Here is a 22,409-nt window from a genome sequence, read left to right on the forward strand (position 1 = left end):
ATCAGAGTTCGGCAGCCAGCCGTGAGCCCTGATTGATTGCGCGCTTGGCATCCAGCTCGGCCGCAACATCGGCACCACCGATCAGGTGCACCGACTGACCGGCGGCGTGCAAGCCATCGTACAGCTCACGCAGCGGATCCTGGCCGGCACAGATAACCACGTTATCGACTGGCAGAACCTGCGGCTCGCCCGCGCCAATACGGATATGCAGCCCTTCATCGTCGATGCTCAGGTATTCGACACTGTTGAGCATCTGCACCTGCTTGTTTTTCAAACCCGTGCGATGAATCCAGCCGGTGGTCTTGCCCAGACCGTCACCCACCTTGGATTTCTTGCGCTGCAACAGAAACACCTGACGGGCCGGCGCATGCGGTTGCGGATGTATCCCGGCAACGCCACCACGGGCCTGCAAGGTGGTATCAATGCCCCACTCTTTCCAGAAAGCCTCACGGTCCTGACTGGTCGCTACCCCCTGGTGAACCAGATACTCGGACACATCAAAGCCGATCCCACCGGCACCAATGACCGCCACGCGCTGGCCTACCGGCTTGCGCGCCAGCAAGACGTCCAGATAGCTCAACACCTTAGGGTGCCCGATACCGGGAATAGCCGGCAGACGCGGTGCGATACCGGTAGCGAGAATGACCTCATCGTAGCCGCCCTTGAGCAGTTGCTCGACACTCATGCGCTGCTCAAGGCAAACCTCGACACCGGTGGTCTGCAGCTTGCGCTTGAAGTAGCGCAGGGTCTCATAGAACTCTTCCTTGCCCGGCACACGCTTGGCCACATTGAACTGCCCGCCAATTTCACTGGCCGAGTCGAACAGGGTGACCTGATGCCCCCGCTCTGCAGCCACCGTGGCAGCCGCCAGGCCCGCCGGACCTGCACCGACCACCGCAATTTTCTTCAACAGACGGGTCGGCAGGTAGTTGAGCTCTGTTTCATGACAGGCACGCGGGTTGACCAGGCAACTGGTCAGCTTGCCGCCAAAGGTGTGATCCAGACACGCCTGGTTGCAGCCAATGCAGGTGTTGATTTCGTCAGCACGACCGGCAGCGGCCTTGTTGACGAACTCCGGGTCCGCCAGGAACGGACGCGCCATGGAGACCATGTCGGCATCGCCCTCAGCGAGGATCTGCTCAGCGATTTCCGGGGTATTGATACGGTTGGTGGTGATCAGCGGAATCTTCACCGAACCGCGCAACTTGGCGGTGACCTTGCTGAAGGCGGCACGCGGCACCTTGGTGGCAATGGTCGGAATACGCGCTTCGTGCCAACCGATACCGGTGTTGATCAGCGTGGCGCCAGCCTGCTCGATGGCTTTGGCCAACTGCACGATTTCGTCCCAATCGCTGCCCCCCTCGATCAGGTCGAGCATCGACAGGCGGAAGATGATGATGAAGTTCGGCCCGACCGCTTCACGCACCCGACGAACGATCTCCACCGCCAGACGCATGCGGTTCTCGTAACTGCCACCCCAGCGGTCAGTACGATGGTTGGTATGGGCGGCGAGGAACTGGTTGATGAAATAACCTTCCGAGCCCATGATCTCGACGCCATCGTAGTCGGCGCTCTGTGCCAGCATCGCACAGGTTACGAAGTCCCGGATCTGTTTCTCGATCCCCTCCTCGTCCAGCTCCTTGGGCTTGAACGGGTTGATCGGTGCCTGAATGGCACTGGGTGCGACCTGCTTGGGGCTGTAGGCATAACGCCCGGCATGAAGGATCTGCAGGCAGATCTTGCCACCGGCTTCATGCACCGCCTGAGTCACGATACGGTGCTTCTGGGCTTCCTCCGGCGTGCTCAGCTTGGCCGCACCGGCATACACGCCCCCTTCTTCGTTCGGGCCAATACCGCCGGTCACCATCAGCCCCACCCCACCCCGGGCGCGCTCGGCAAAATAGGCCGCCATGCGCTCAAAACCACCCGGTCTTTCTTCAAGGCCGGTGTGCATCGAGCCCATCAGGGTGCGGTTGCGCAACGTGGTGAACCCCAGGTCCAGCGGAGCCAACAGATGCGGGTATTGGGCAGCGGCCATAACGTACTCCACAACAAGCGTTAATCACGGAATGCAGGCCTCTCACCCGGAGGTGGAACCCGTCAGTTATCTGAGGTCGACATTAAAGAGCTGTTACCCGTCGCTCAATGACCGAAAGTGACAACTTATTGATCCAACCGCGCAGCACGACTACCCTAACGGCTTAAATCCTTAGTCGGCCTTGCCCGCCTCATGCAAAAACTCCTGCTCGGGGCTCTCGCCCTGGTTGTCATCACCATGCTTTGCGGCTACGGGCTATGGACAGAACAACGTCCCGCCGGCCATTACCTGTCCGACCTGCGTGTCGAACTGACACTGAACCAGGGCATCCCCGCGAACCAGGGCAACCTGCTCGGTATCGAGCCTGAGCTGTTCCCCGGTGACTACCAAAGCCTGCAACGCTTGCACCTGAAGCTGGCGGCTTACTTGCAGCACGCACGTGAGCAGGGCCTGATCAGCCGTAAAACCGTTGTCATCCTGCCCGAACACATCGGCACCTGGCTTTGGGCGCTTGGCGAAAAGAGCGAGATGTACCAGGTCACCCACCTTGATCAGGCCCGGCAGTGGCTGGAGTTGAGCAACCCGTTGCGCTATGGGCTGGCGATGCTTGGCGCCACAGGGGATGACCGCCGCGCTGACGCACACTTGCGCATGAAGGCGGCCCAGATGGCGAGCGACTACCAGCAACTGTTCGGCGGCCTGGCACGCGAGTTCGACATCACCCTCGTAGCAGGTTCCATCGTCCTGCCCGAGCCGTATGTAGACGGCGGCACTCTGCGGGTGGGCTCAGGTGCCCTGTACAACAGCAGCCTGGTGTTCGCCAATGACGGCTCAATACTGGGCCAACCAGTACGCCAAAAACACCCGGACAACGGCGTACGCCGCTTCATTCATGCTGGCGCACAACCCTTGCAAGTACTCGAGACGCCGGCAGGACGCCTGGGCGTCCTGGTGGGCAGTGACAGCTGGTACCCGGACAACTACCGCCAGCTTGAGCAACAGGCGGTGCAGGTGATCGCCAACCCGGCCTTCATCGGCGTCAAGCATGGCTGGCGCGCGCCCTGGCGTGGCAACCGCCATCAGCCGCTGGCGACACAACTGCCACTCAAACCCGGTGAAGTGAGCGAGGGCGAAGCCTGGCAGCGTCTGATACTTGCCAACAAAGGCCGCGAACAGGCGAGCATGAGCGTGTTCCTGCAGGGGCGCTTCTGGGAAGTCAGCGCCGACGGCGAGGGCTTTGCCAGCCGTAACGGCCAGAACTTTAGTGTCAGCGCCAAACCTGGCGCGCGCCTGCTCAACCTCTGGCTGTAAGACGATGCCTCGTCCACGGGTACGCCTGGGAGATCTTTCGGTAGGGTTCGTACAGAGCCTGGAGGAAACCGTCCGCTACCTCGGCCACGACCCCGCGCCTCTGCTTGCGCACTATGGCCTGGAGCCGGCGCGCCTGGCCGAGCCATGTGCCCGGCTGTCGATACCGCGCTACATGCACCTGGGCCATGCCGCCATCACCCTCACGGGCAACCCGGCCCTGGGCCTGCACATGGGCCGCCTGAGCCGCCTGAGCCAGACAGGCCTTGCCGGGGTGACCGCAGCCCAGGCGCCCACCGTCGGCGAAGCCGCTCGCACCCTGCTGCGCTTTGAACCCCTGTATGCCGCCAACTACCGCGGTCAGTCGACGTTTCATGAAGACCCGCAAGGTGCCTGGCTGCGCTTCTACTCGATCAGCCCATACAACGCCTACAACCGCTTCGTGGTCGACTCACTCCTGGCGGGCTGGCTGGCGCAACTGTCGAGCGTGGCGGGCATGCCGCTACACGCCGAACGTATCGATATCGAATTCGAGGCCCCAGCTTATGCCGAGCAGTATCAGGGGTTGTGCCTGACGCCGGTTCATTTTGCTGCCGAGACCAACCAGCTACGCCTGAACCGTAACCAGTTGGAGTTGCGCAACAGCACCCACTGCCCCAGCACCTGGCAGCACCTGTTGCAGTTGTGCGAACTTGAACTGGAACAGCGCACGCGCATTCGCAGCCTCAGCGAGCGCATCGTGCAACTGCTGGGGCCGCTGCTCAGCGGTGGGCATGAGCCGGACCTGGAAGAAATCGCCAACCGTCTGCAGCTTCCGACCTGGACGCTACGACGCAAACTGGCTGAAGAAGGCACGCAGTTCCGAACGATTCTGAACGACACGCGGCGCGACCTGGCGATGGCCTACATCCGCGATACGGAGCTGGCATTTGGCGAGATCGCCTACCTGTTGGGATTTGCTTCGGCAGAGGCCTTCCAGCGTGCATTCAAGCGTTGGAGCGGCGTTACCCCTGGCGACTTCCGTCGCAGTCAGCGGCGCACTATCTAGAGCTCTGTAGCGTCATCTGCAGGCTCTGGCAGATCGAGTTCGTAGGCGTTGTAGTCGAGAAGCTCTTCTTGATAGTCGTCCATTGTCTGCTCCGTTTTTCTCATTCATCTCATTGATTCGTCACTCACCTTAAAGTTGCGCAGTGACGAAAAAATGACAAGACCGCTGTTTGAAATAAACGTAGCAGACGCCGGACGATTTATCCGCGCCGCCTACTGAACCGGTTGCTCCGCACTCACCGTAGGGTTGACCGCAGGTGTCGGCTCACTGAGTGCAGGCGCGAGCGGAGCGGCAGGCACCTCCTGAACCGTGATTGGCGCGGCCTCAACCGGAGGGGCAACAGGCTTCGAAGCTGCACCGTCATCGACTACCGGCGTGGCAGATGGCGCGGCGGGCGGCGCAGCGGGTGCAGGCGCCAGAGGAGCAGGCTCAGGCACGCTGGCTGCAGCTGGCGGTGTCGGGGCCTGAGTCGGGGCCGGCGCCGGGTTGCTTTCCGGCACACCCAGTTCAACGGCTGGCGCAGCCGCAGGCGCCGGCTCTGGTGCGTGCTCTGGCGCCTTCTCTGGCTCAGTCGCCTTCTTCTGTGGCTTCTTCTGCTCTTTGGGCAAGAAGCTCTCAACCAGCGCGAAGTAGCGCTCATAGAACTTGGCCGAGGTTACGGTCTCGCTGGCCACCTTGACCATCGAGTCGTCGGTAGAGCCAATCGGCATCGACACCGAACCCAGCACACCGACACCAAGACTGGCCGAGGTATTGGATTTTTTCAGCGCATAGCGGTCTTGCAGGGCGTTGGCGAACATGGTTGAGCGCTTGGCGCTGCTGTTGTCAGCCGCACAGACCACGTTGAAGCTGATCTGCATATGAGTGTCGCCAGTCTGCTGGAAACTCTTGTTACCCGTGACCTGACCAGCACTGCTGGTAGTGATGATGTAGCCCTGACTGAGCAAGGCACGCCGCGCAGCTTCGCACGAACCGGCCTCGCTCACCGGAAAGCTGCGCGAGAAGGTGCCCGAATCGTCGAAATTCTCGTGTTCGTAAATGGCGGCTTTTTTCGAGGAGCAGCCGGAAACACCCGCCAGCACTAGGGCCAGCCCGAGCGCACCAAAGACGGTTGACTTTGACATTGCAAATCCTGGGGAGAACGTTCGGCGCCTATTGTGCTACACATCGGCGCATCACTGAAGTGTCGAGGCAAGATTGGGCGGTAAATTGCCCGGAGACGCCTTTCGAGATTGAAGCAATGACCCAAACAAAAAAAGCGACCCTAAGGTCGCTTTCTCTGTTGCTTCGAGGAGTTCAAGGGCCTCGAAGCGGATATGGCGCAGCGGACGGGACTCGAACCCGCGACCCCCGGCGTGACAGGCCGGTATTCTAACCGACTGAACTACCGCTGCGTATCGCACAGACTTTCGTCCGTTTGAAACTGGGATCTGGCCTGAAGGTTTCGGTACCTTCCGACCTCAAACCGGCTGTTAAACCGATCTGGAGAAAAGTGGCGCAGCGGACGGGACTCGAACCCGCGACCCCCGGCGTGACAGGCCGGTATTCTAACCGACTGAACTACCGCTGCGCATATGGACTTGCGTCCTGTTCCTCTCAATTAGGTGCCTTCTTTCAAAAGCGCCTGGGTCAGGAACATCTCAGGAAGTGGTGGGTGATGACGGGATCGAACCGCCGACCCTCTGCTTGTAAGGCAGATGCTCTCCCGGCTGAGCTAATCACCCGTGTGCTTCGCTGAGGTGGCGAAATTTACGCAGGTATCGAACCTAAGTCAATACCCCTGTTGAAGTTTTTTTTAAAAAACCGCAAAAAAGTTGCTTCACCCTTAAGCGACAAGCTGCCCGCAAAAGCAGAAACCGCCGTGTACCTCATGAAGCGCCCAGCGTAAAACCTGTTACTGGTAAATCATCTTCTTGGTCATGCCACCGTCGACCACGAACTCCTGCCCAGTAACAAAGCCGGAATTCTTCGACAACAGCCAGGCCACCATAGCCGCCACATCCTCTACCGTCCCCACCCTGCCCGCCGGGTGCTGAGCATGGTCGGATTCAGTCAGCGGTTCGGCACGGCGCTGGGAGGGGTCACGGGCATCGATCCAGCCCGGGCTGACGGCATTGACCCGGATCTCCGGGCCAAGGCTCACCGCCAGGGCGTGGGTCAAGGCCAGCAAACCGCCCTTGCTCGCGGCATAGGCTTCGGTATCAGGCTCGGACTGCGCCGCCCGGGTCGAAGCCAGGTTCACGATAGCGCCACAATGCGCACGCAGGTAAGGCGCACAATGCTTGGCCAGCAGCATCGGTCCACCCAGGTTGACCGCCAGCACACGGTTCCAGTGCGCAAGGCTGAGGCTTTCCAGGGTCGTATTGTGAGGGTCGGCAATGGCGGCATTGCACACCAAGGCATCAAGCCGGCCGAACTGGCCCAGCACCTCGGCCACACCGACGGCGACCTGGGCCTCATCGGCGACATCCATGGCAACGAACCAGGCATTGTCACCCAGCACTTTGGCGGCCATGGAGCCACGCGCACGGTCAAGGTCGGTCAGCACCACCTGCCAGCCTTCACAGATCAGCCAGGCAGCAATGCCAAGGCCAATCCCCCGTGCCGCACCGGTGACCAGTGCGACACGACCGTTATGGCTGCTTTCGGGGGTTGACCAGTCGATCACAGCGCCGCCAACCCGCGGGCCAGATCGGCCTTGAGGTCAGCCACATCTTCCAGGCCGACCGCAACACGGATCAGACTGTCGCGGATACCGGCCGCCTCACGCTCCTGCGGCGACAGACGACCGTGCGAGGTGGTGCCCGGGTGCGTGATGGTGGTCTTGCTGTCGCCCAGGTTCGCGGTGATCGAAATCAAGCGGGTGGCATCGATGAAGCGCCAGGCTCCTTCCTTGCCGCCCTTGACCTCAAAGCTCACCACCGCGCCGAAGCCCTTCATCTGACGCTCGGCCAGCTCATGCTGCGGATGGCTCTTGAGCCCGGCATAGTGAACCTTCTCGATGCCATCCTGCTGCTCCAGCCATTCGGCCAGTGCCTGTGCGTTGGCACAATGGGCACGCATCCGCAGGTTGAGGGTTTCCAGGCCCTTGAGGAAGATCCAGGCATTGAAGGGGCTCAGCGACGGGCCTGCCGTACGCAGAAAACCCACCACTTCCTTCATCTGCTCGGCGCGACCTGCAACCACACCGCCCATGCAACGACCCTGGCCGTCGATGAACTTGGTCGCCGAGTGCACGACAATGTCGGCGCCCAGCTTCAGCGGCTGCTGCAAGGCCGGCGTGCTGAAGCAGTTGTCGACCACCAGTTGCGCGCCCTTGGCATGGGCCACGCTGGCCAACGCGGCGATATCCACCAACTCGGCCAGCGGGTTAGACGGCGACTCGACGAACAGCAGCTTGGTATTGGCCTTGATCGCCGATTCCCAGGCAGCCAGATCCGTCAACGGCACATAGTCAACCTGCACACCGAAGCGCTTGAAGTACTTCTCGAACAGGCTGATGGTCGAACCGAACACACTCTGCGACACCAGCACATGATCGCCAGCGCTGCACAGGGCCATCACCGTCGAGAGAATGGCCGACATACCCGTCGACGTCGCAACCGCCTGCTCGGCGCCTTCAAGGGCGGCGATGCGCTCCTCGAAAGCCCGAACGGTCGGGTTGGTGTAGCGCGAATAGACGTTGCCCGGCACATCACCCGCGAACCGCGCGGCGGCATCAGCCGCCGTACGGAACACATAGCTGGAGGTGAAGAACAGCGGGTCGCTGTGTTCACCTTCCGGCGTGCGATGCTGACCGGCACGTACGGCCAGGGTATCGAACGCAACCCCTTCAAGGTCGCTGTCGAGGCGCCCGGCATCCCATTCCTGTGTCATGCCGCTGCTCCCACTCAGTTGTTGTAGAGGTCGATGATCGCGCTGACCGCTTGATTCTTGACCTTGGAGGCGTCGTTACGCGCCTGCTCGATCTTCTCGAGGTAGGCTTCGTCGATATCGCCGGTCACGTACTGGCCATCGAACACCGCGCAGTCGAAATTCTCGATCTTGATCTTGCCGCCGCCCACTGCGTCGATCAGGTCCGACAGGTCCTGGTAGACCAGCCAGTCGGCGCCGATCAGGTCAGCGACGTCCTGAGTGGTGCGGTTGTGTGCGATCAACTCATGAGCGCTCGGCATGTCGATGCCGTAGACGTTAGGGTAACGTACCGCTGGCGCCGCCGAGCAGAAGTAGACATTCTTCGCACCCGCTTCACGGGCCATCTGAATGATCTGCTTGCAGGTGGTGCCGCGCACGATCGAGTCATCGACCAGCATGACGTTCTTGCCACGGAACTCGAGCTCGATGGCGTTGAGCTTCTGCCGAACCGACTTCTTGCGCGCGGCCTGGCCGGGCATGATGAAGGTACGACCGATGTAGCGGTTCTTGACGAAACCTTCGCGGAACTTGACGCCCAGGTGGTTGGCCAGTTCCAGCGCAGCGGTACGGCTGGTGTCGGGAATCGGGATGACCACATCGATGTCGTGATTCGGGCGCTCGCGCTGGATCTTCTCGGCGAGCTTCTCACCCATGCGTAGGCGAGCCTTGTAGACCGAAACGCCGTCGATGATCGAGTCAGGACGCGCCAGGTAAACGTGCTCGAAAATGCACGGCGAGTATTTCGGATTGGTCGCGCACTGACGGGTGTGCAACTGGCCATCTTCGGTGATGTATACCGCTTCGCCCGGCGCCAGGTCACGAATCAGTGTGAAACCCAGTACGTCCAGCGAAACGCTTTCGGAGGCGATCATGTACTCGACGCCTTCGTCGGTATGACGCTGACCGAAGACGATCGGACGGATGGCGTTCGGGTCGCGGAAGCCGACAATCCCGTAACCGGTGATCATGGCCACTACGGCGTAGCCACCACGGCAGCGATTGTGAACATCGGTGACGGCAGCGAAGACATCTTCTTCAGTCGGCTGCAACTTGCCACGCACCGCCAACTCATGAGCGAAGACGTTCAGCAGCACTTCCGAATCGGAACTGGTGTTGACATGACGCAGATCGGATTCGTAGATTTCCTTGGCCAACTGTTCGACGTTGGTCAGGTTACCGTTGTGCGCCAGCGTAATGCCGTAAGGCGAGTTGACATAGAACGGCTGAGCCTCGGCCGAGGTCGAGCTGCCCGCAGTCGGGTAGCGCACATGACCAATACCCATATGCCCCACCAGGCGCTGCATGTGGCGCTGCTGGAACACATCACGCACCAGGCCATTGTCCTTGCGCAGAAATAACCGGCCATCATGGCTGGTCACAATACCGGCAGCGTCCTGGCCGCGGTGCTGGAGGACGGTTAGCGCGTCATACAGCGCCTGATTGACGTTCGACTTACCGACGATACCGACGATGCCACACATGCGACGCAACCCCTACTTAATGAAACTGGACTGAACAGCACTCAAGGCGTCTTGGGCCCCAGGAGCTGCTCCTTGAACGGGAGATCAACCGGTGCGCTGATCCCGCTGGCGAGCCACTGGCTGGTAAACCCCAGAATAAGGTTTTTCGACCAGTCAGCGACCAATAGAAATTGTGGCAAAAGCCGGGACTCCTGCCACCACGGATCCTGTTGTACCGGCCCCAGGCTCAGCAGCCCGACCGCCACGACAACCAGCAAGCCACCCCGCGCGGCGCCGAAGGCCATGCCGAGGAAACGATCGGTCCCGGACAACCCGGTGACACGAATCAGCTCGCCGATAATAAAGTTGATCATTGCCCCCACCAGCAAGGTGGCGACGAAAAGAATGGAGCAGCCGGCGATGACGCGGGCCGACGGCGTCTGGATGTAGCTTTCCAGGTATTGCGATACACCGCCGCCAAACATCCAGGCCACAGCCCCGGCGATGATCCAGGTAAGCAGCGACAAGGCTTCTTTGACAAAGCCGCGCTTCAAACTGATCAGCGAGGAAATGGCGATAATCGCGATGATCGCCCAGTCGACCCAGGTAAATGCCACGGTGCTGCCTGCAAACGGATAAGGCGGCGCATTTTACCAGAGCGATGAGCTATCGGTAAGCGGTGATTTGCCGTCCGGTAACGACCGGACGGCAAGGCTTAGCTGCGTTCTGGCTGAAAACGAACGACAAAGCCCTTGAGCTTGTGCTGACGCCCCAGCAGATCACGCAAGCGCTCAGCCTCGGCACGTTCGATCAACGGCCCGACAAACACCCGATTCATGCCGTCAGAGGAACGAATATAGGCGTTGTAGCCCTGGCTACGAAGGGTTTTCTGCAAGGTATCGGCACTGGCACGGTTGGACAGGCTGGCCAACTGCACCGACCAACTGACCGGCAGGCCGTTGACATCGACCTTGCTCGGCGCAACCGGCTTGGCCGCTGCAACAGCCGCAACCGGAGCAGGCGCAGGTGCCGGCTTACTCACCGGCGGCGCCGCTGGCGCGACCGACTTGGGCGCTGTGGGCACCGGCACGGGCGTAGAGGCCGGCGCGGGAGCAGGCGCTGGCACAGGCGTCGATACCTGTGCGACCGGCGTACTCGGGGCCGATAACGCAGGCACCTGTTGCACTGCAACCGGCTCATCAGGCAACGGTTGTGGCTCAGGCACCTGCACCGGTTCAACCTGAACCTGCGGCAAATTCGGCATGCCAGGCGCTTCCGGCGCCTCGACCTGCACCTGACGCAACTCATCCTCACGCGAGAACAACATGGGCAGGAAGATCACCGCCAGCGCAACCAACACCAATGCGCCGACCATACGTTGCTTGACGACCTTATCCAGCGACGCCATCTACCTCGTCCTCCTTGGCCTGCCGAGCGAGCCACTCAAGGGCTTCACCGACACAGAAAAATGATCCGAACAGCAGGATTTCATCATCTGCCGTTGCGTGCGCACACTGCCCTTCAAGGGCCGCTGCGACACTTGGATAAGACTGCACGTTCGCACCAAGATTCTCTAGCGCTACCTGCAACTCGACAGCCGGTCGGCTACGGGCGCTCTGCAGCGGCGCCACCGCCCAGCCGTGAACCTGCTTGCACAACGGTTCGATAACGCCCGCCAGGTCTTTGTCACTGAGCAGGCCAAACACCGCCAGGCGCTTGCCTTCAGGTGCTCGCGCCGCCAGGCGCTGAGCCAGGTATTGCGCTGCATGAGGGTTGTGCCCCACGTCCAGCAGAATACTCAGACGCTTGCCCTGCCAGGTAAACTGCCGACGGTCCAGACGACCGACGATCCGGGTAGCCTTCAAGGCAGCGATGATCTGCCCGGCATTCCATGGCAAATCCAGCAACAGGTAAGCCTGCAAGGCCAGCGCCGCGTTTTCCATCGGCAGGTCAAGCAACGGCAAGTCCTGCAACTCGACTGCATTGCCGCGCGCATCAACGCCGCGCCACTGCCAATACAGGTCAGTACTGGACAGATCGAAGTCACGACCACGCAGGAAAAACGGACAGGCCAACTCACGCGCCTTATCCAGCAAGGGCTGTGGCGGATTGAGATCACCACACAAGGCCGGCTTGCCCTCGCGGAAGATCCCGGCCTTTTCAAAGGCGACCGATTCGCGGGTATCGCCCAGCCAGTCGGCATGATCGACACCAATACTGGTGACAACAGCAAGGTCGGCATCGACCAGATTGACAGCATCCAGCCGACCGCCCAACCCGACTTCCAGCACAACGGCATCCAGCGCCGACTGCCGGAACAGCCAGAACGCCGCCAGCGTACCCATCTCGAAGTAGGTCAGGGAAATGTCGCCACGGGCGGCCTCGACCGCCACGAACGCCTCGCACAACTGCGCATCGCTGGCCTCGACACCGTCGATCTGCACGCGCTCGTTGTAACGCAGCAGGTGCGGCGAGCTGTAGACACCCACCTTGAGCCCCTGCGCCTGCAACAGTGCCGCCACGAAGGCGCAGGTCGAACCCTTGCCGTTGGTGCCGGTCACGGTGATTACCCGTGGCGCCGGCTTGCCCAACCCGAGCCGCGCCGCAACCTGTTGCGAGCGCTCCAGGCCCATGTCGATGGCCGACGGATGCAACTGCTCCAGGTAGGCAAGCCAGTCGCCAAGGGTACGCGAGGTCATACCGTGGCTGGCGCCGGCGGAACAACCACAGGCTCGGCAACCGCAGCAACGATCTTCGGCGTCGGCAGCCCCATCATCTGGGCCAGCAGCGTGCCCAGACGTGCACGCAACTCCTGACGCGGAATGATCATGTCGATGGCGCCGTGCTCAAGGAGGAACTCGCTGCGCTGGAAGCCTTCTGGCAGCTTCTCACGTACGGTTTGCTCGATGACACGCGGGCCGGCGAAACCGATCAGCGCCTTGGGCTCACCAACGATCACATCCCCCAGCATTGCCAGGCTGGCAGAGACGCCGCCATACACCGGGTCGGTCAGCACCGAAATGAACGGAATGCCTTCTTCACGCAGACGCGCCAGCACGGCCGAGGTCTTGGCCATCTGCATCAGCGAGATCAGCGCTTCCTGCATGCGCGCACCACCGGAAGCCGAGAAGCAGACCATTGGGCAACGGTTTTCCAGGGCATAGTTGGCCGCACGAACAAAACGCTCACCGACGATGGCACCCATCGAGCCACCCATGAAGGAGAACTCGAAAGCACTGACCACAATCGGCATGCCAAACAGGGTGCCGCTCATGGAGATCAGCGCGTCTTTTTCGCCAGTCTGCTTCTGCGCACCGCTCAGGCGGTCCTTGTACTTCTTGCCATCACGGAACTTCAGACGGTCCACCGGCTCCAGGTCGGCGCCCAGCTCGGCACGGCCTTCGGCGTCGAGGAAAATGTCCAGGCGCGCTCGCGCACCGATACGCATGTGGTGATTACACTTCGGGCAGACATCCAGGGTCTTTTCCAGCTCCGGACGATAAAGCACCGCTTCGCAGGATGGGCACTTGTGCCACAGCCCTTCAGGCACGGAACTTTTCTTCACCTCGGAACGCATGATCGAAGGGATCAGTTTGTCTACCAACCAGTTGCTCATGCTTTCTTTCTCCAGTAGCGGCGACCGCAGACAGCGCACTGTCGGGTCACGCGTATGCCCTTGAGCCAATTCGTGTTTATAAGAAGGTGGCGCGGACCCGCGAGGTCTCGCGTCGATCCCGCACCCCATTCACTCTTTACAGGCGATGCCACAGGCACCACCCGGTAATTTCGACCGGCCTTGCGGCACAGCCAGGCAGCATCAGGCTGCGATAGCTATGGACGATGGCCCGCCGCCAACCGTCACATCCGCGTATCACGCCTGACGCACCGCACGTAAAAACGCTTCGATACGGGCCGGGTCCTTGATCCCCTTGGCCTGCTCGACCCCGCCACTGACATCCACCGCATAAGGCCGAACCTGGGCAATGGCCGATGCCACGTTGTCTGCCGTCAGGCCGCCGGCCAGGATCACCGGCTTGCTCAATTTCGCCGGCACCAACGACCAGTCGAAAGACTCACCCGTACCACCCGGTACGCCCGCCACGTAGGTATCAAGCAGAACCCCGCTAGCGTTGTGATACCGGCGGCAACTGGCTTCCAGGTCGTCCCCCGGGCGCACCCGCAGTGCCTTGATCCAGGGCCGATTGAATCCCTCGCACTGCTCAGGCGTTTCATCACCATGAAACTGCAACAGGTCCAGCGGTACGGCGTCGAGAATTTCGTTGAGTTCACAGCGGCTGGCGTTGACGAACAAGCCCACCGTGGTAACAAACGGTGGCAACGCGGCAATGATCGCTCGCGCCTGATGCACATCAACCGCCCGCGGACTCTTCGCGTAAAAGACCAGCCCAATGGCGTCAGCGCCCGCCTCGGCCGCTGCCAGCGCATCTTCTACACGGGTAATCCCGCAGATTTTGCTGCGAACTGCTGACATACTCGGTAAAACCTCAGCTGAACCGGAAAGCACCGGATGTTAGCAAATGACTTGCCGGTCGTCAGCCGCCAATGCTTCGAAGCCGGTCAGGAAGTGCGGACCGATAAAACGCTCAGGCAAGGCGAACTCTTCGGGGTACTCGACCTGTACCAGGTACAACCCGTAAGGATGGGCCGTAACGCCCGCACTACGGCGGTCACGACTTTCCAGCACGTCTCGCGCCCAGGCCACCGGGCGTTCGCCCGCGCCAATGGTCATCAGCACGCCTGCAATATTCCGAACCATATGGTGCAGGAAGGCACTGGCACGAATATCCAGCACAATCATCTTGCCGTGACGGGTCACGCGCAAATGATGGATTTCCTTGATCGGCGACTTGGCTTGGCACTGCCCCGCACGAAACGCGCTGAAGTCATGCGTCCCGACCAGGTACGCAGCCGCCTCGGCCATACGCTGAACATCCAGCGGACGATGGTTCCAGGTCACTTCCTGCCCCAGGTGGGCCGGACGGATCTGATCGTTGTAGATCACATAGCGATAGCGCCGGGCCGTGGCCTTGAAGCGCGCATGAAAATGCGCCGGCATCTCCTGCGACCAGGCAACGCTGATGTCATGGGGCAAGTTGATGTTGGCGCCCATGACCCAGGCCTTGCTACTGCGCACGACCTGAGTGTCGAAGTGCACAACCTGGCCGCAACCATGTACGCCGGCATCGGTACGTCCTGCACAGACCAGGGAAACCGGTGAGTCCGCCACCTTCGACAGGGCTTCCTCAAGCGTTTGCTGCACGCTCAATACGCCGCTTCGCTGACGCTGCCAGCCGTGATAGCGCGAGCCTTTGTACTCGACGCCCAGGGCAATTCTGAAAAAGCCTTCGGCCGCTGCTTCGGCGGCCGCGTTATCAATGATGTCCAAGGGGATACAACCTGTCGATTTACGCAATGGCGGGGAGTATAACGACAACGGCAGCCACCAGGGCTGCCGTTGGACTTGCAGGAAAAGACTCAGGCCAGTCGCGAACGCATTTCGCTGGCTTCGCGGCGCTGCTCCTGATCACCCTCCTTGACCACTTCATCAAGAATATCGCGAGCACCTTCATTGTCGCCCATGTCGATATACGCCCGAGCCAGATCCAGCTTGGTCGCTACCTCATCGGTGCCAGCCAGGTAGTCGAACTCGGGTTCGTCATTCAGACTGGCGGCATCTTCAGCGGTAAACCGCGGCGCGACCGGCGGCAGCTCGAAACCCTGCGACAGCTTGTCGAGCTCGGCATTGACGTCCTCCAGCTCGGACGCAAAGCTGGCGGAAGCCGCATCCGAATCCCCCGACACGCTCAGGTCGAAATCATCAGGGAAGTCCAGATCACCCAAGCCTGAAAGCTCTGGCAGGTCGGCTTCAAGCCCTAGCGACTCATCAAATGCCGCCAGTTCAGCCTCGATATCCCGAGGCGCCTGGGCGACCGAAGGCGATGGCTGATCACCCACATCCAGGTCGAAATCAGCCAGGTCATCCAGTGGCTCGGGCTCGGGTTCAGCTTCGACAACCACTTCAGGCACTGCTGCAGGCTCAGGCTCAGGCTCAGGCTCAGGCTCAGGCTGCGGCGTTGGTTCAGGTACCTGCGGTGCGGCCACCTGCTCCTGCAGCACCGAATCAAAGCTCAGATCATCTTCAGTGTGCGCAGCTACCTGCTCGGTCAACTCCGGCACAACGGCCTCTTCGACACCCGTGGCATCCGCCAGGTCCAACCCCTCCAGATCATCCAGGCTCAGGTCAAAGGCATCACCCAGGTCATCCTCAGGCACCTGCGGCGCAACCTCGGCCGGTGACTCATCCTGGAGCAGTTCCTTGACGTACTGTGCGTCCAGTTCTGCAGCAAGGGCAGCCGCACCACCTGCAAGGGCGACCATCGCCGGGAAGCGGCTCTTCAGCGCTTCAACATCGGCGTGATTCTGCCCCGTGGCGATCAGTTGACGCTCATGACCGGTAAAGGCATCGCGATCACCTTGGCGCGCGTAGACTTCCATCAATTTCAAACGCAGATCGCTGCGCTGCGGCGCTTGTTCAACCGCTGGTTCAAGCAACTCGGCAGCATGGTTCAAACGACCACGCGCAATGCTCAAGTCAACCTCAGCCAACAGGGGGTCTACTGGCTCAGCCACAATTTCGGGCTCAGCGACCAACTCTGGCTCATCCTCAACCACTGGAGCAGCCTTCACCACTGGCTTCGGCTCAACGGCTTTCGGCGCAGGCTCTACCGGCGCCTGTTCAGCGGCCGTGGCCGCCGCTGCGGATGCAGCCACCACGGCAGGAGCCAGCTTGACGCTTGGCGCCGACACTTCCAGCCCCTCGAAGCTGCTTTCCGGCAGGTCCAGGTCAGGCCCCAACTCGGACTCTTCAGCCAGTGCACGTGCCATGCGCAGGTGCTTTTCCGCCTCCTGCTGGGCCTTGCGCTTACGCGCCAACAACAGCAAAAGCAGTAGCAACACCAGCAACGCCGAGCCTGCGATCAGTGCCAGCAGCAGCGGATTGCCCAACAGATCATCCAGCGAAGTCTTGGCTGCCTGCGACTCTACCGGCGCGGGCGCGGCATCGGTCGTAGCGGGCGCAGGCGTGACGACAGGGTTGGTCGCCGCCGGCTGCAATTGTGCAGCAATCACCGGCTGCTCCGGCGCCGCATTCGCTGCAGGCTCTGGAGCAGCTGCAGCCTGAGCTTCAAGCCGGGCCAATTGATCATTTTTCAACTGAATAAGGCGCTGAAGCTTGTCCAGCTGGCTTTGCAGGTCCGCCATGCGCTCTTTCAGCTCGGCGTTATCGCGGCGGCTGGTGTCGAGGCTTTCCTGAGTGGTTGCCAGCTTGTCAGCCAGCGCCTTGTTGCCCGAAGCACCCTTGGCGCCAGGCGTCACCAGACGCAGGTTGTCCTGCTTGACGATACGGGCGGGTGCAGCCTGAGCCTTGACGCGGTGCGTGGCGTCCAGTTGACGCGCGCGCGGGCCCAGACGGCGCCCCTCACGCCAGGCCGCATACTGCTCGGCCACTTCCTTCACGGCCTGCGGCTGGGGTGTGCTCTGAATCTGCTGGGCGTCGGGCAGGCGCAACACCTGGCCCGTCTTGAGCTGATTGATGTTGCCATTGATGAACGCATCCGGGTTCAGGGCCTGGATAGCCAGCATGGTCTGCTGCACCGAACCACCCTGACGCGCCTTGGCGGCAATTTCCCACAAGGTGTCACGGCGAACCGTGGTGTAGCGTGCCGGCGCGGTCACCGCAGGGGTCACTGCAGCCGCCTGCGCCGACTGGGGCGAGAACTTCGCCTGATCGATCAGTACGCTGTAGTCACGCAGCAAGCGCCCGTTGGGCCACATGACCTGAACAAGGAACTTGACCATCGGTGCCGGCAGCGGCTGACTGGAGGTCACCCGCAGCACACTTTTGCCGGCCGGATTGATCACCGGCGTGAACGTCAGGTCATTGAGGTAGCCCAGGCGCTCCACACCGGCCTTGGCGAACTCTTCGTTCGGTGCCAGGCTCGGCGCGATTTCGGCAGCGGTCAGGTCACGCACATCGAGCAATTCGATTTCGGCATACAGCGGTTGGTTCTGCGCCGACTTGAGGGTCAGCTCGCCCAAGCCAAGGGCATGCGCCATACCGGACGACAGCGCCGACGCGGCAGCTATTGCTAACACCAGTTTGCGAATTCGAAGCATGACCTCATCCTTTGTGTGAGCCTTCCCCGGCAACCGAGAAGAAGTGAAAAACTGCCCTTGGGCATCGACCGGCATTGAGCTGCGAGCCATGTTTGCAACCTGCCCCGCAAGCGCCCAGGGGCCGCTCACTTCCAGCAATCCAGAATCTTTATGCAAAGTGTTGCCAAGTATCTTTTACGCAAGGTCTTTTATCAACAATTCCGCCAGTTGCACTGCGTTCAAGGCCGCGCCTTTGCGCACATTGTCCGTAGTCAGCCACAGGTTGAGTTGCTCGGCTTCGTCGATACCTCCACGCACCCGCCCTACATAGACCACATCCTGCCCCACCGCGTCACCGACCGGCGTTGGATAGTCACCGGCATCGACCAGCTCCACGCCCTCTGCCGACTCCAATGCAGCATTGACCGCCGCCAGATCAACCGCCGTACGACTGTGCAACGACACACTGTAGCTATCGCCAAAAAACACCGGGACTTGAACGCAGGTCACGGAAATCTTGAGCAAAGGCAAATCCAGCAGCTCACGCAGCTCGGCCACCAGACGACGCTCCAGCACACCGTGCCCCGCATCATCACTGGCACCGACCTGAGCCAGTAGATTGAAGGCCATCTGCCGGTCGAAGAAGCGTGGCTCCAGTGGACGTGCATTGAGCAGCTCAGCCGTCTGGCGAGCCAGTTCGTTGACCGCCTCACGCCCCTGGGCCGAAACCGCCAGGCACGCGGTCAGTTGCACACGCTCCAGCTCCAGCAAACCCTTGAGCGGTGCCAATGCCACCGCCAGCGCCACCGCGGCGGCACTCGGGCTACGCAGTTGCTTGGGCGAGGCCAGGCCGGCAATCAGGGCGGCATTGGCTTCTGGCACGACGGCAGGCGCCTGCTCGGCCGACAAGGCGCCGGACAGGTCGATCACCGCACACCCGGCGGCCTGTGCTCGCGGCGCAAAACTCAGGGTCACGGCCGGGCTGGCGGCAAAGAACGCCAACTGGACCTGACTGAAATCAAACGCATCCACCTCGCGCACGCGCAGGTTCTTGCCACGGTAGGCCACCGAGCTGCCGGCCGACTCGATGCTCGCCAACAGGTGCAACGTACCCAGCGGAAAATCGCGCTCTTCAAGAATCTGCACAAGGGTTTCGCCGACCGTTCCGGTGGCGCCGATCACGGCAATATTGATGGGTTGGCTCATGAAAAATCCTCTGCGGGTACGGCGGGAGCGGCACTTTACTTGGATTCTGCCCCAAGGGACACCTCAAGCGGGCAGGAAGCAACCTCGACCGGTGTGACTGAAAACAAAAAACCCGCGCTGTCAGACAGCGCGGGTTTCGGTGTCAGCTACAGAAGCTGATCAACGCTCCAGCAGGATCCGCAGCATGCGGCGCAGCGGCTCGGCAGCACCCCACAGCAGTTGGTCACCCACGGTGAACGCGCCCAGGTACTGGGAGCCCATGTTCAGTTTGCGCAGACGACCCACCGGGATATTCAAGGTGCCGGTAACGTTGGTCGGGCTCAGCTCACGCATGCTGATTTCACGCTGGTTAGGCACCAGCTTCACCCACGGATTGTGCTGGCTGATCATGCCTTCGATATCGGCGATCGGCACATCCTTGTTCAGCTTGATGGTCAGTGCCTGGCTATGGCAGCGCATGGCGCCGATGCGCACGCAGATACCGTCGACCGGAATCGGGCTCTTGAAGCGACCCAGGATCTTGTTGGTCTCGGCCTGTGCTTTCCATTCCTCACGGCTCTGGCCGTTTGGCAGTTCCTTGTCGATCCAGGGGATCAGGCTGCCAGCCAGCGGCACACCGAAGTTCTCGGTCGGGTAAGCATCGCTGCGCATGGCCTCGGCAACCTTGCGGTCGATATCGAGAATGGCACTGGCCGGGTTGGCCAGGTCGTCGGCAACGGCAGCATGGGTAGCGCCCATCTGACGGATCAGCTCACGCATGTTCTGTGCACCGGCACCGGACGCGGCCTGGTAGGTCATGGCGCTCATCCACTCGACCAGACCAGCCTCAAACAGCCCGCCCAGGCCCATCAGCATCAGGCTGACGGTGCAGTTGCCACCGATGTAGTTCTTGGTACCGGCATCCAGTTGCTGGTCGATCACCTTGCGGTTGACCGGATCCAGCACGATGACCGCGTCGTCCTGCATGCGCAGGCTGGAAGCGGCATCGATCCAGTAACCCTGCCAGCCGGCTTCACGCAGCTTTGGGAACACCTCGTTGGTGTAGTCGCCACCCTGACAGGTCAGGATGACGTCGAGGGTCTTGAGCTCTTCAATACTGTAAGCATCCTTGAGAGGGGCAATTTCCTTGCCCACTGCCGGACCTTGTCCACCCACATTGGAGGTGGTGAAGAACACCGGCTCGATCAGATCGAAATCCTGCTCTTCCAGCATCCGCTGCATGAGCACGGAACCGACCATACCGCGCCAACCGATCAGACCTACACGTTTCATCGCAACTACACCTTTGCTAAAAAGTGGGCCGCTGCCTTAAAGGGAAAAAATCGGCAGCGGGCCAGAGAGATTACAGATTCCGCAGCGCTGCGACTACTGCGTCGCCCATTTCCTGCGTACCCACCTTGTTGCAACCTGCCGACCAGATGTCGCCCGTACGCAGGCCTTGATCCAGCACCAGGCTCACTGCCTTTTCAATGGCATCGGCCGCTGCTGTCTGATTGAAACTGTAACGCAGCATCATCGAGACCGACAGGATAGTCGCCAGAGGGTTGGCAATACCCTGCCCGGCGATGTCCGGTGCCGAGCCGTGGCAAGGCTCATACATACCCTTGTTGTTGGCATCCAGCGACGCTGAAGGCAGCATGCCGATAGAGCCGGTGAGCATGGAAGCTTCATCCGACAGGATGTCGCCAAACATGTTGTCGGTGACGATCACGTCGAACTGCTTGGGCGCACGAACCAGTTGCATGGCCGCGTTGTCGACGTACATGTGGCTGAGCTCGACGTCCGGGTAATCCTTGGCCACCTGCTCGACCACTTCACGCCACAGTTGGCTGGAAGCCAGCACGTTGGCCTTGTCGACCGAGCAGAGCTTCTTGCCGCGCACGCGTGCCATGTCAAAGCCCACACGGGCGATACGACGCACTTCACTCTCGCTGTATGGCAGGGTGTCATAGGCCTGACGCTCACCACCTTCCAGCTCACGGGTGCCGCGCGGGGCGCCGAAATAGATACCACCGGTCAGCTCGCGAACGATGAGGATGTCCAGGCCAGCGACGATTTCAGGCTTCAGCGACGAGGCGTCCGCCAGTTGCGGATAGAGGATCGCCGGGCGCAGGTTGCCAAACAGACCGAGCTGCGAACGGATCTTCAGCAGGCCACGCTCAGGGCGAATGTCACGCTCGATCTTGTCCCATTTCGGCCCACCGACAGCGCCCAGCAGCACGGCGTCAGCCTTGCGCGCACGCTCCAGGGTTTCGTCGGCCAGCGGCACGCCATGCTTGTCGATGGCCGCGCCACCGATCACATCGTGCTCAAGGCTGAAGCCCAGTTGGAACTTGTCGTTGGCAAGCTCCAGCACCTTGACCGCTTCGGCCATGATTTCCGGACCAATACCGTCACCTGGGAGAATCAGAATCTGCTTGCTCATGCTTTCCTCTATTCAATTCAAGCGGTGTGCCGACACAGGCCCACCCAAAAAACTAGCGCTCGGCCCACAGTACCAGCACGTCGGTGCTGAAGGAGCCATCAGCTTCAATCTGGTAATACTGCCGCACTTCCTCGCCCATTGCCTGCTGCAATTGGCGTATGGCCGCACGCATCGGCTCAGGGGTACGCATGCGTTCCACCCACGAGGTGTACTCGAGACGTAAACGCTGACGGGTGTGGCTGCGCGTGAACAAGCCGGCTTCACTGACCTGCTGCAGCCACTCGGCGGCCGAGTAGTCACGCACGTGACTGGTGTCACGCAGCACTTCCACGGTTTGCAGGTAGGTATCGAGCAACGGGCTGCCAGGCGACATGACATCAATGAATGCCACAACCCCGCCCGGTTTCAACACACGACGCACCTCACGCAACGCCAGGCCCAAATCGCTCCAGTGGTGCGCCGAGTAACGGCTGAACACGAAATCGAACGAGGCATCGGCAAACGGCAGGCGTTCGGCCGCACCACGCTCGGTAACGATATTGCCCAGGCCACGTTCAGTGGCCGCGGCTGCCACCACGTCGAGCATCTGCTGCGACAGGTCGTAGGCGACTACCTCAGCCACCAACGGTGCGACGTGAAAACTCACATGCCCGGCGCCGCAGCCCAGGTCCAGTACACGCGCACTGCCCTGGTCGCGCAACGCGGCCTGCAACAGCGAAAATTCGGTACCTTGGGCATGCACGGCGCTACTCAGGTAGGCGGCAGCCTGTTCGCCGAACTGGCGCTGGACGACTTCAGTGTGAACGGTGCTGCGGGTCATCGGCAGATCTCCTG

18 protein-coding genes and 3 tRNA genes are annotated in these 22,409 nt (G+C 61.2%); 2 read left to right on the forward strand and 19 right to left on the reverse strand.

Translation table 11 applies throughout. From position 1 onward, the window contains the following. Position 1: 1 nt before the first annotated feature. Positions 2 to 2,038 (reverse strand): NADPH-dependent 2,4-dienoyl-CoA reductase, encoded by a 2,037-nt coding sequence (locus CS390_RS17210; RefSeq protein ID WP_065758571.1) that lies wholly within the window; start codon positions 2,036 to 2,038, stop codon positions 2 to 4. 192 nt (positions 2,039 to 2,230) lie between these two features. Between CS390_RS17210 and CS390_RS17215 the strand changes: the two genes are divergently transcribed. Continuing rightward, positions 2,231 to 3,349 (forward strand): carbon-nitrogen hydrolase family protein, encoded by a 1,119-nt coding sequence (locus CS390_RS17215; RefSeq protein ID WP_065758570.1) that lies wholly within the window; start codon positions 2,231 to 2,233, stop codon positions 3,347 to 3,349. A 4-nt stretch (positions 3,350 to 3,353) separates the two neighbouring features. Next, the gene (locus tag CS390_RS17220; RefSeq protein WP_099775438.1) at positions 3,354 to 4,394 is read left to right on the forward strand and encodes an AraC family transcriptional regulator; all 1,041 of its coding nucleotides are present in this window, start codon (positions 3,354 to 3,356) and stop codon (positions 4,392 to 4,394) included. Between the two features lie 212 nt (positions 4,395 to 4,606). Here CS390_RS17220 and CS390_RS17225 read toward each other — a convergent pair whose 3' ends face one another. The 18 genes from CS390_RS17225 to CS390_RS17310 form a co-directional block, all read right to left on the reverse strand. Continuing rightward, entirely contained in the window at positions 4,607 to 5,518 is a 912-nt protein-coding gene (locus CS390_RS17225) for a DUF2242 domain-containing protein (protein WP_065758568.1), read from the reverse strand. 193 nt (positions 5,519 to 5,711) lie between these two features. Next, positions 5,712 to 5,788: transfer RNA gene (locus CS390_RS17230), tRNA-Asp, on the reverse strand. A gap of 99 nt (positions 5,789 to 5,887) precedes the next feature. Continuing rightward, positions 5,888 to 5,964 (reverse strand) — tRNA-Asp (locus CS390_RS17235). Between the two features lie 78 nt (positions 5,965 to 6,042). After that, positions 6,043 to 6,118, reverse strand: a tRNA-Val gene (locus CS390_RS17240). A 170-nt stretch (positions 6,119 to 6,288) separates the two neighbouring features. Continuing rightward, positions 6,289 to 7,062: an SDR family oxidoreductase gene (locus tag CS390_RS17245; protein ID WP_065758567.1), complete on the reverse strand. Its 774-nt coding sequence runs from the start codon at positions 7,060 to 7,062 to the stop codon at positions 6,289 to 6,291. Further along, positions 7,059 to 8,270 (reverse strand): O-succinylhomoserine sulfhydrylase, encoded by a 1,212-nt coding sequence (locus CS390_RS17250; protein WP_065758566.1) that lies wholly within the window; start codon positions 8,268 to 8,270, stop codon positions 7,059 to 7,061. The genes CS390_RS17245 and CS390_RS17250 overlap by 4 nt, the downstream gene beginning before the upstream one ends. Positions 8,271 to 8,284: 14 nt before the next feature. Then, positions 8,285 to 9,790: an amidophosphoribosyltransferase gene (gene purF / locus CS390_RS17255; protein ID WP_065758565.1), complete on the reverse strand. Its 1,506-nt coding sequence runs from the start codon at positions 9,788 to 9,790 to the stop codon at positions 8,285 to 8,287. A 41-nt stretch (positions 9,791 to 9,831) separates the two neighbouring features. Next, positions 9,832 to 10,386 (reverse strand): CvpA family protein, encoded by a 555-nt coding sequence (locus CS390_RS17260; protein WP_065758564.1) that lies wholly within the window; start codon positions 10,384 to 10,386, stop codon positions 9,832 to 9,834. Positions 10,387 to 10,484: 98 nt separating this feature from the next. Beyond that, positions 10,485 to 11,177, reverse strand: a complete 693-nt coding sequence (locus CS390_RS17265; protein ID WP_065758563.1) for an SPOR domain-containing protein — start codon at positions 11,175 to 11,177, stop codon at positions 10,485 to 10,487. Next, positions 11,161 to 12,468 carry a bifunctional tetrahydrofolate synthase/dihydrofolate synthase gene (gene folC / locus CS390_RS17270; protein ID WP_099775439.1) on the reverse strand — a complete coding sequence of 436 codons (1,308 nt, stop codon included), beginning with the start codon at positions 12,466 to 12,468 and terminating at the stop codon, positions 11,161 to 11,163. The genes CS390_RS17265 and folC overlap by 17 nt, the downstream gene beginning before the upstream one ends. After that, positions 12,465 to 13,385 carry an acetyl-CoA carboxylase, carboxyltransferase subunit beta gene (gene accD / locus CS390_RS17275; RefSeq protein WP_065758561.1) on the reverse strand — a complete coding sequence of 307 codons (921 nt, stop codon included), beginning with the start codon at positions 13,383 to 13,385 and terminating at the stop codon, positions 12,465 to 12,467. The genes folC and accD overlap by 4 nt, the downstream gene beginning before the upstream one ends. 255 nt (positions 13,386 to 13,640) lie before the next feature. Continuing rightward, a complete protein-coding gene (locus CS390_RS17280; RefSeq protein ID WP_065758560.1) occupies positions 13,641 to 14,261 on the reverse strand; it encodes a phosphoribosylanthranilate isomerase in 621 nt (206 codons plus the stop codon). A 39-nt stretch (positions 14,262 to 14,300) separates the two neighbouring features. Beyond that, positions 14,301 to 15,182 carry a tRNA pseudouridine(38-40) synthase TruA gene (gene truA / locus CS390_RS17285; protein ID WP_371917248.1) on the reverse strand — a complete coding sequence of 294 codons (882 nt, stop codon included), beginning with the start codon at positions 15,180 to 15,182 and terminating at the stop codon, positions 14,301 to 14,303. 83 nt (positions 15,183 to 15,265) lie between these two features. Then, a complete protein-coding gene (locus tag CS390_RS17290) occupies positions 15,266 to 17,965 on the reverse strand; it encodes a FimV/HubP family polar landmark protein (RefSeq protein ID WP_099775441.1) in 2,700 nt (899 codons plus the stop codon). A 174-nt stretch (positions 17,966 to 18,139) separates the two neighbouring features. After that, the gene (locus tag CS390_RS17295) at positions 18,140 to 19,150 is read right to left on the reverse strand and encodes an aspartate-semialdehyde dehydrogenase (protein ID WP_099775442.1); all 1,011 of its coding nucleotides are present in this window, start codon (positions 19,148 to 19,150) and stop codon (positions 18,140 to 18,142) included. 159 nt (positions 19,151 to 19,309) lie between these two features. Further along, complete coding sequence (asd, locus tag CS390_RS17300) at positions 19,310 to 20,422, reverse strand: aspartate-semialdehyde dehydrogenase (protein WP_099775443.1); 1,113 nt, start codon at positions 20,420 to 20,422, stop codon at positions 19,310 to 19,312. A gap of 70 nt (positions 20,423 to 20,492) precedes the next feature. Beyond that, positions 20,493 to 21,575: a 3-isopropylmalate dehydrogenase gene (gene leuB / locus CS390_RS17305; RefSeq protein ID WP_065760968.1), complete on the reverse strand. Its 1,083-nt coding sequence runs from the start codon at positions 21,573 to 21,575 to the stop codon at positions 20,493 to 20,495. Positions 21,576 to 21,627: 52 nt separating this feature from the next. Next, positions 21,628 to 22,395, reverse strand: coding sequence for a class I SAM-dependent methyltransferase (locus CS390_RS17310; protein ID WP_099775444.1), 768 nt, complete (start codon positions 22,393 to 22,395; stop codon positions 21,628 to 21,630). Positions 22,396 to 22,409: the final 14 nt, after the last annotated feature.

It is taken from the genome of Pseudomonas sp. HLS-6, assembly GCF_002753995.1.
Classification (GTDB): Bacteria; Pseudomonadota; Gammaproteobacteria; order Pseudomonadales; family Pseudomonadaceae; genus Aquipseudomonas; species Aquipseudomonas defluvii.

Excerpts from the sequence above, each read along its gene's own strand:
- folC (WP_099775439.1), bottom strand. The coding sequence starts at position 12,468 with ATGACCTCGCGTACCCTTGGCGACTGGCTTGCCTACCTGGAGCAGTTG.
- CS390_RS17220 (WP_099775438.1), top strand. The coding sequence starts at position 3,354 with ATGCCTCGTCCACGGGTACGCCTGGGAGATCTTTCGGTAGGGTTCGTA.
- CS390_RS17215 (WP_065758570.1), top strand. The coding sequence starts at position 2,231 with ATGCAAAAACTCCTGCTCGGGGCTCTCGCCCTGGTTGTCATCACCATG.
- CS390_RS17210 (WP_065758571.1), bottom strand. The coding sequence starts at position 2,038 with ATGGCCGCTGCCCAATACCCGCATCTGTTGGCTCCGCTGGACCTGGGG.
- accD (WP_065758561.1), bottom strand. The coding sequence starts at position 13,385 with ATGAGCAACTGGTTGGTAGACAAACTGATCCCTTCGATCATGCGTTCC.
- CS390_RS17265 (WP_065758563.1), bottom strand. The coding sequence starts at position 11,177 with ATGGCGTCGCTGGATAAGGTCGTCAAGCAACGTATGGTCGGCGCATTG.
- asd (WP_099775443.1), bottom strand. The coding sequence starts at position 20,422 with ATGAAACGTGTAGGTCTGATCGGTTGGCGCGGTATGGTCGGTTCCGTG.
- CS390_RS17290 (WP_099775441.1), bottom strand. The coding sequence starts at position 17,965 with ATGCTTCGAATTCGCAAACTGGTGTTAGCAATAGCTGCCGCGTCGGCG.
- CS390_RS17295 (WP_099775442.1), bottom strand. The coding sequence starts at position 19,150 with ATGAGCCAACCCATCAATATTGCCGTGATCGGCGCCACCGGAACGGTC.
- CS390_RS17280 (WP_065758560.1), bottom strand. The coding sequence starts at position 14,261 with ATGTCAGCAGTTCGCAGCAAAATCTGCGGGATTACCCGTGTAGAAGAT.
- CS390_RS17225 (WP_065758568.1), bottom strand. The coding sequence starts at position 5,518 with ATGTCAAAGTCAACCGTCTTTGGTGCGCTCGGGCTGGCCCTAGTGCTG.
- leuB (WP_065760968.1), bottom strand. The coding sequence starts at position 21,575 with ATGAGCAAGCAGATTCTGATTCTCCCAGGTGACGGTATTGGTCCGGAA.
- purF (WP_065758565.1), bottom strand. The coding sequence starts at position 9,790 with ATGTGTGGCATCGTCGGTATCGTCGGTAAGTCGAACGTCAATCAGGCG.
- CS390_RS17250 (WP_065758566.1), bottom strand. The coding sequence starts at position 8,270 with ATGACACAGGAATGGGATGCCGGGCGCCTCGACAGCGACCTTGAAGGG.
- CS390_RS17310 (WP_099775444.1), bottom strand. The coding sequence starts at position 22,395 with ATGACCCGCAGCACCGTTCACACTGAAGTCGTCCAGCGCCAGTTCGGC.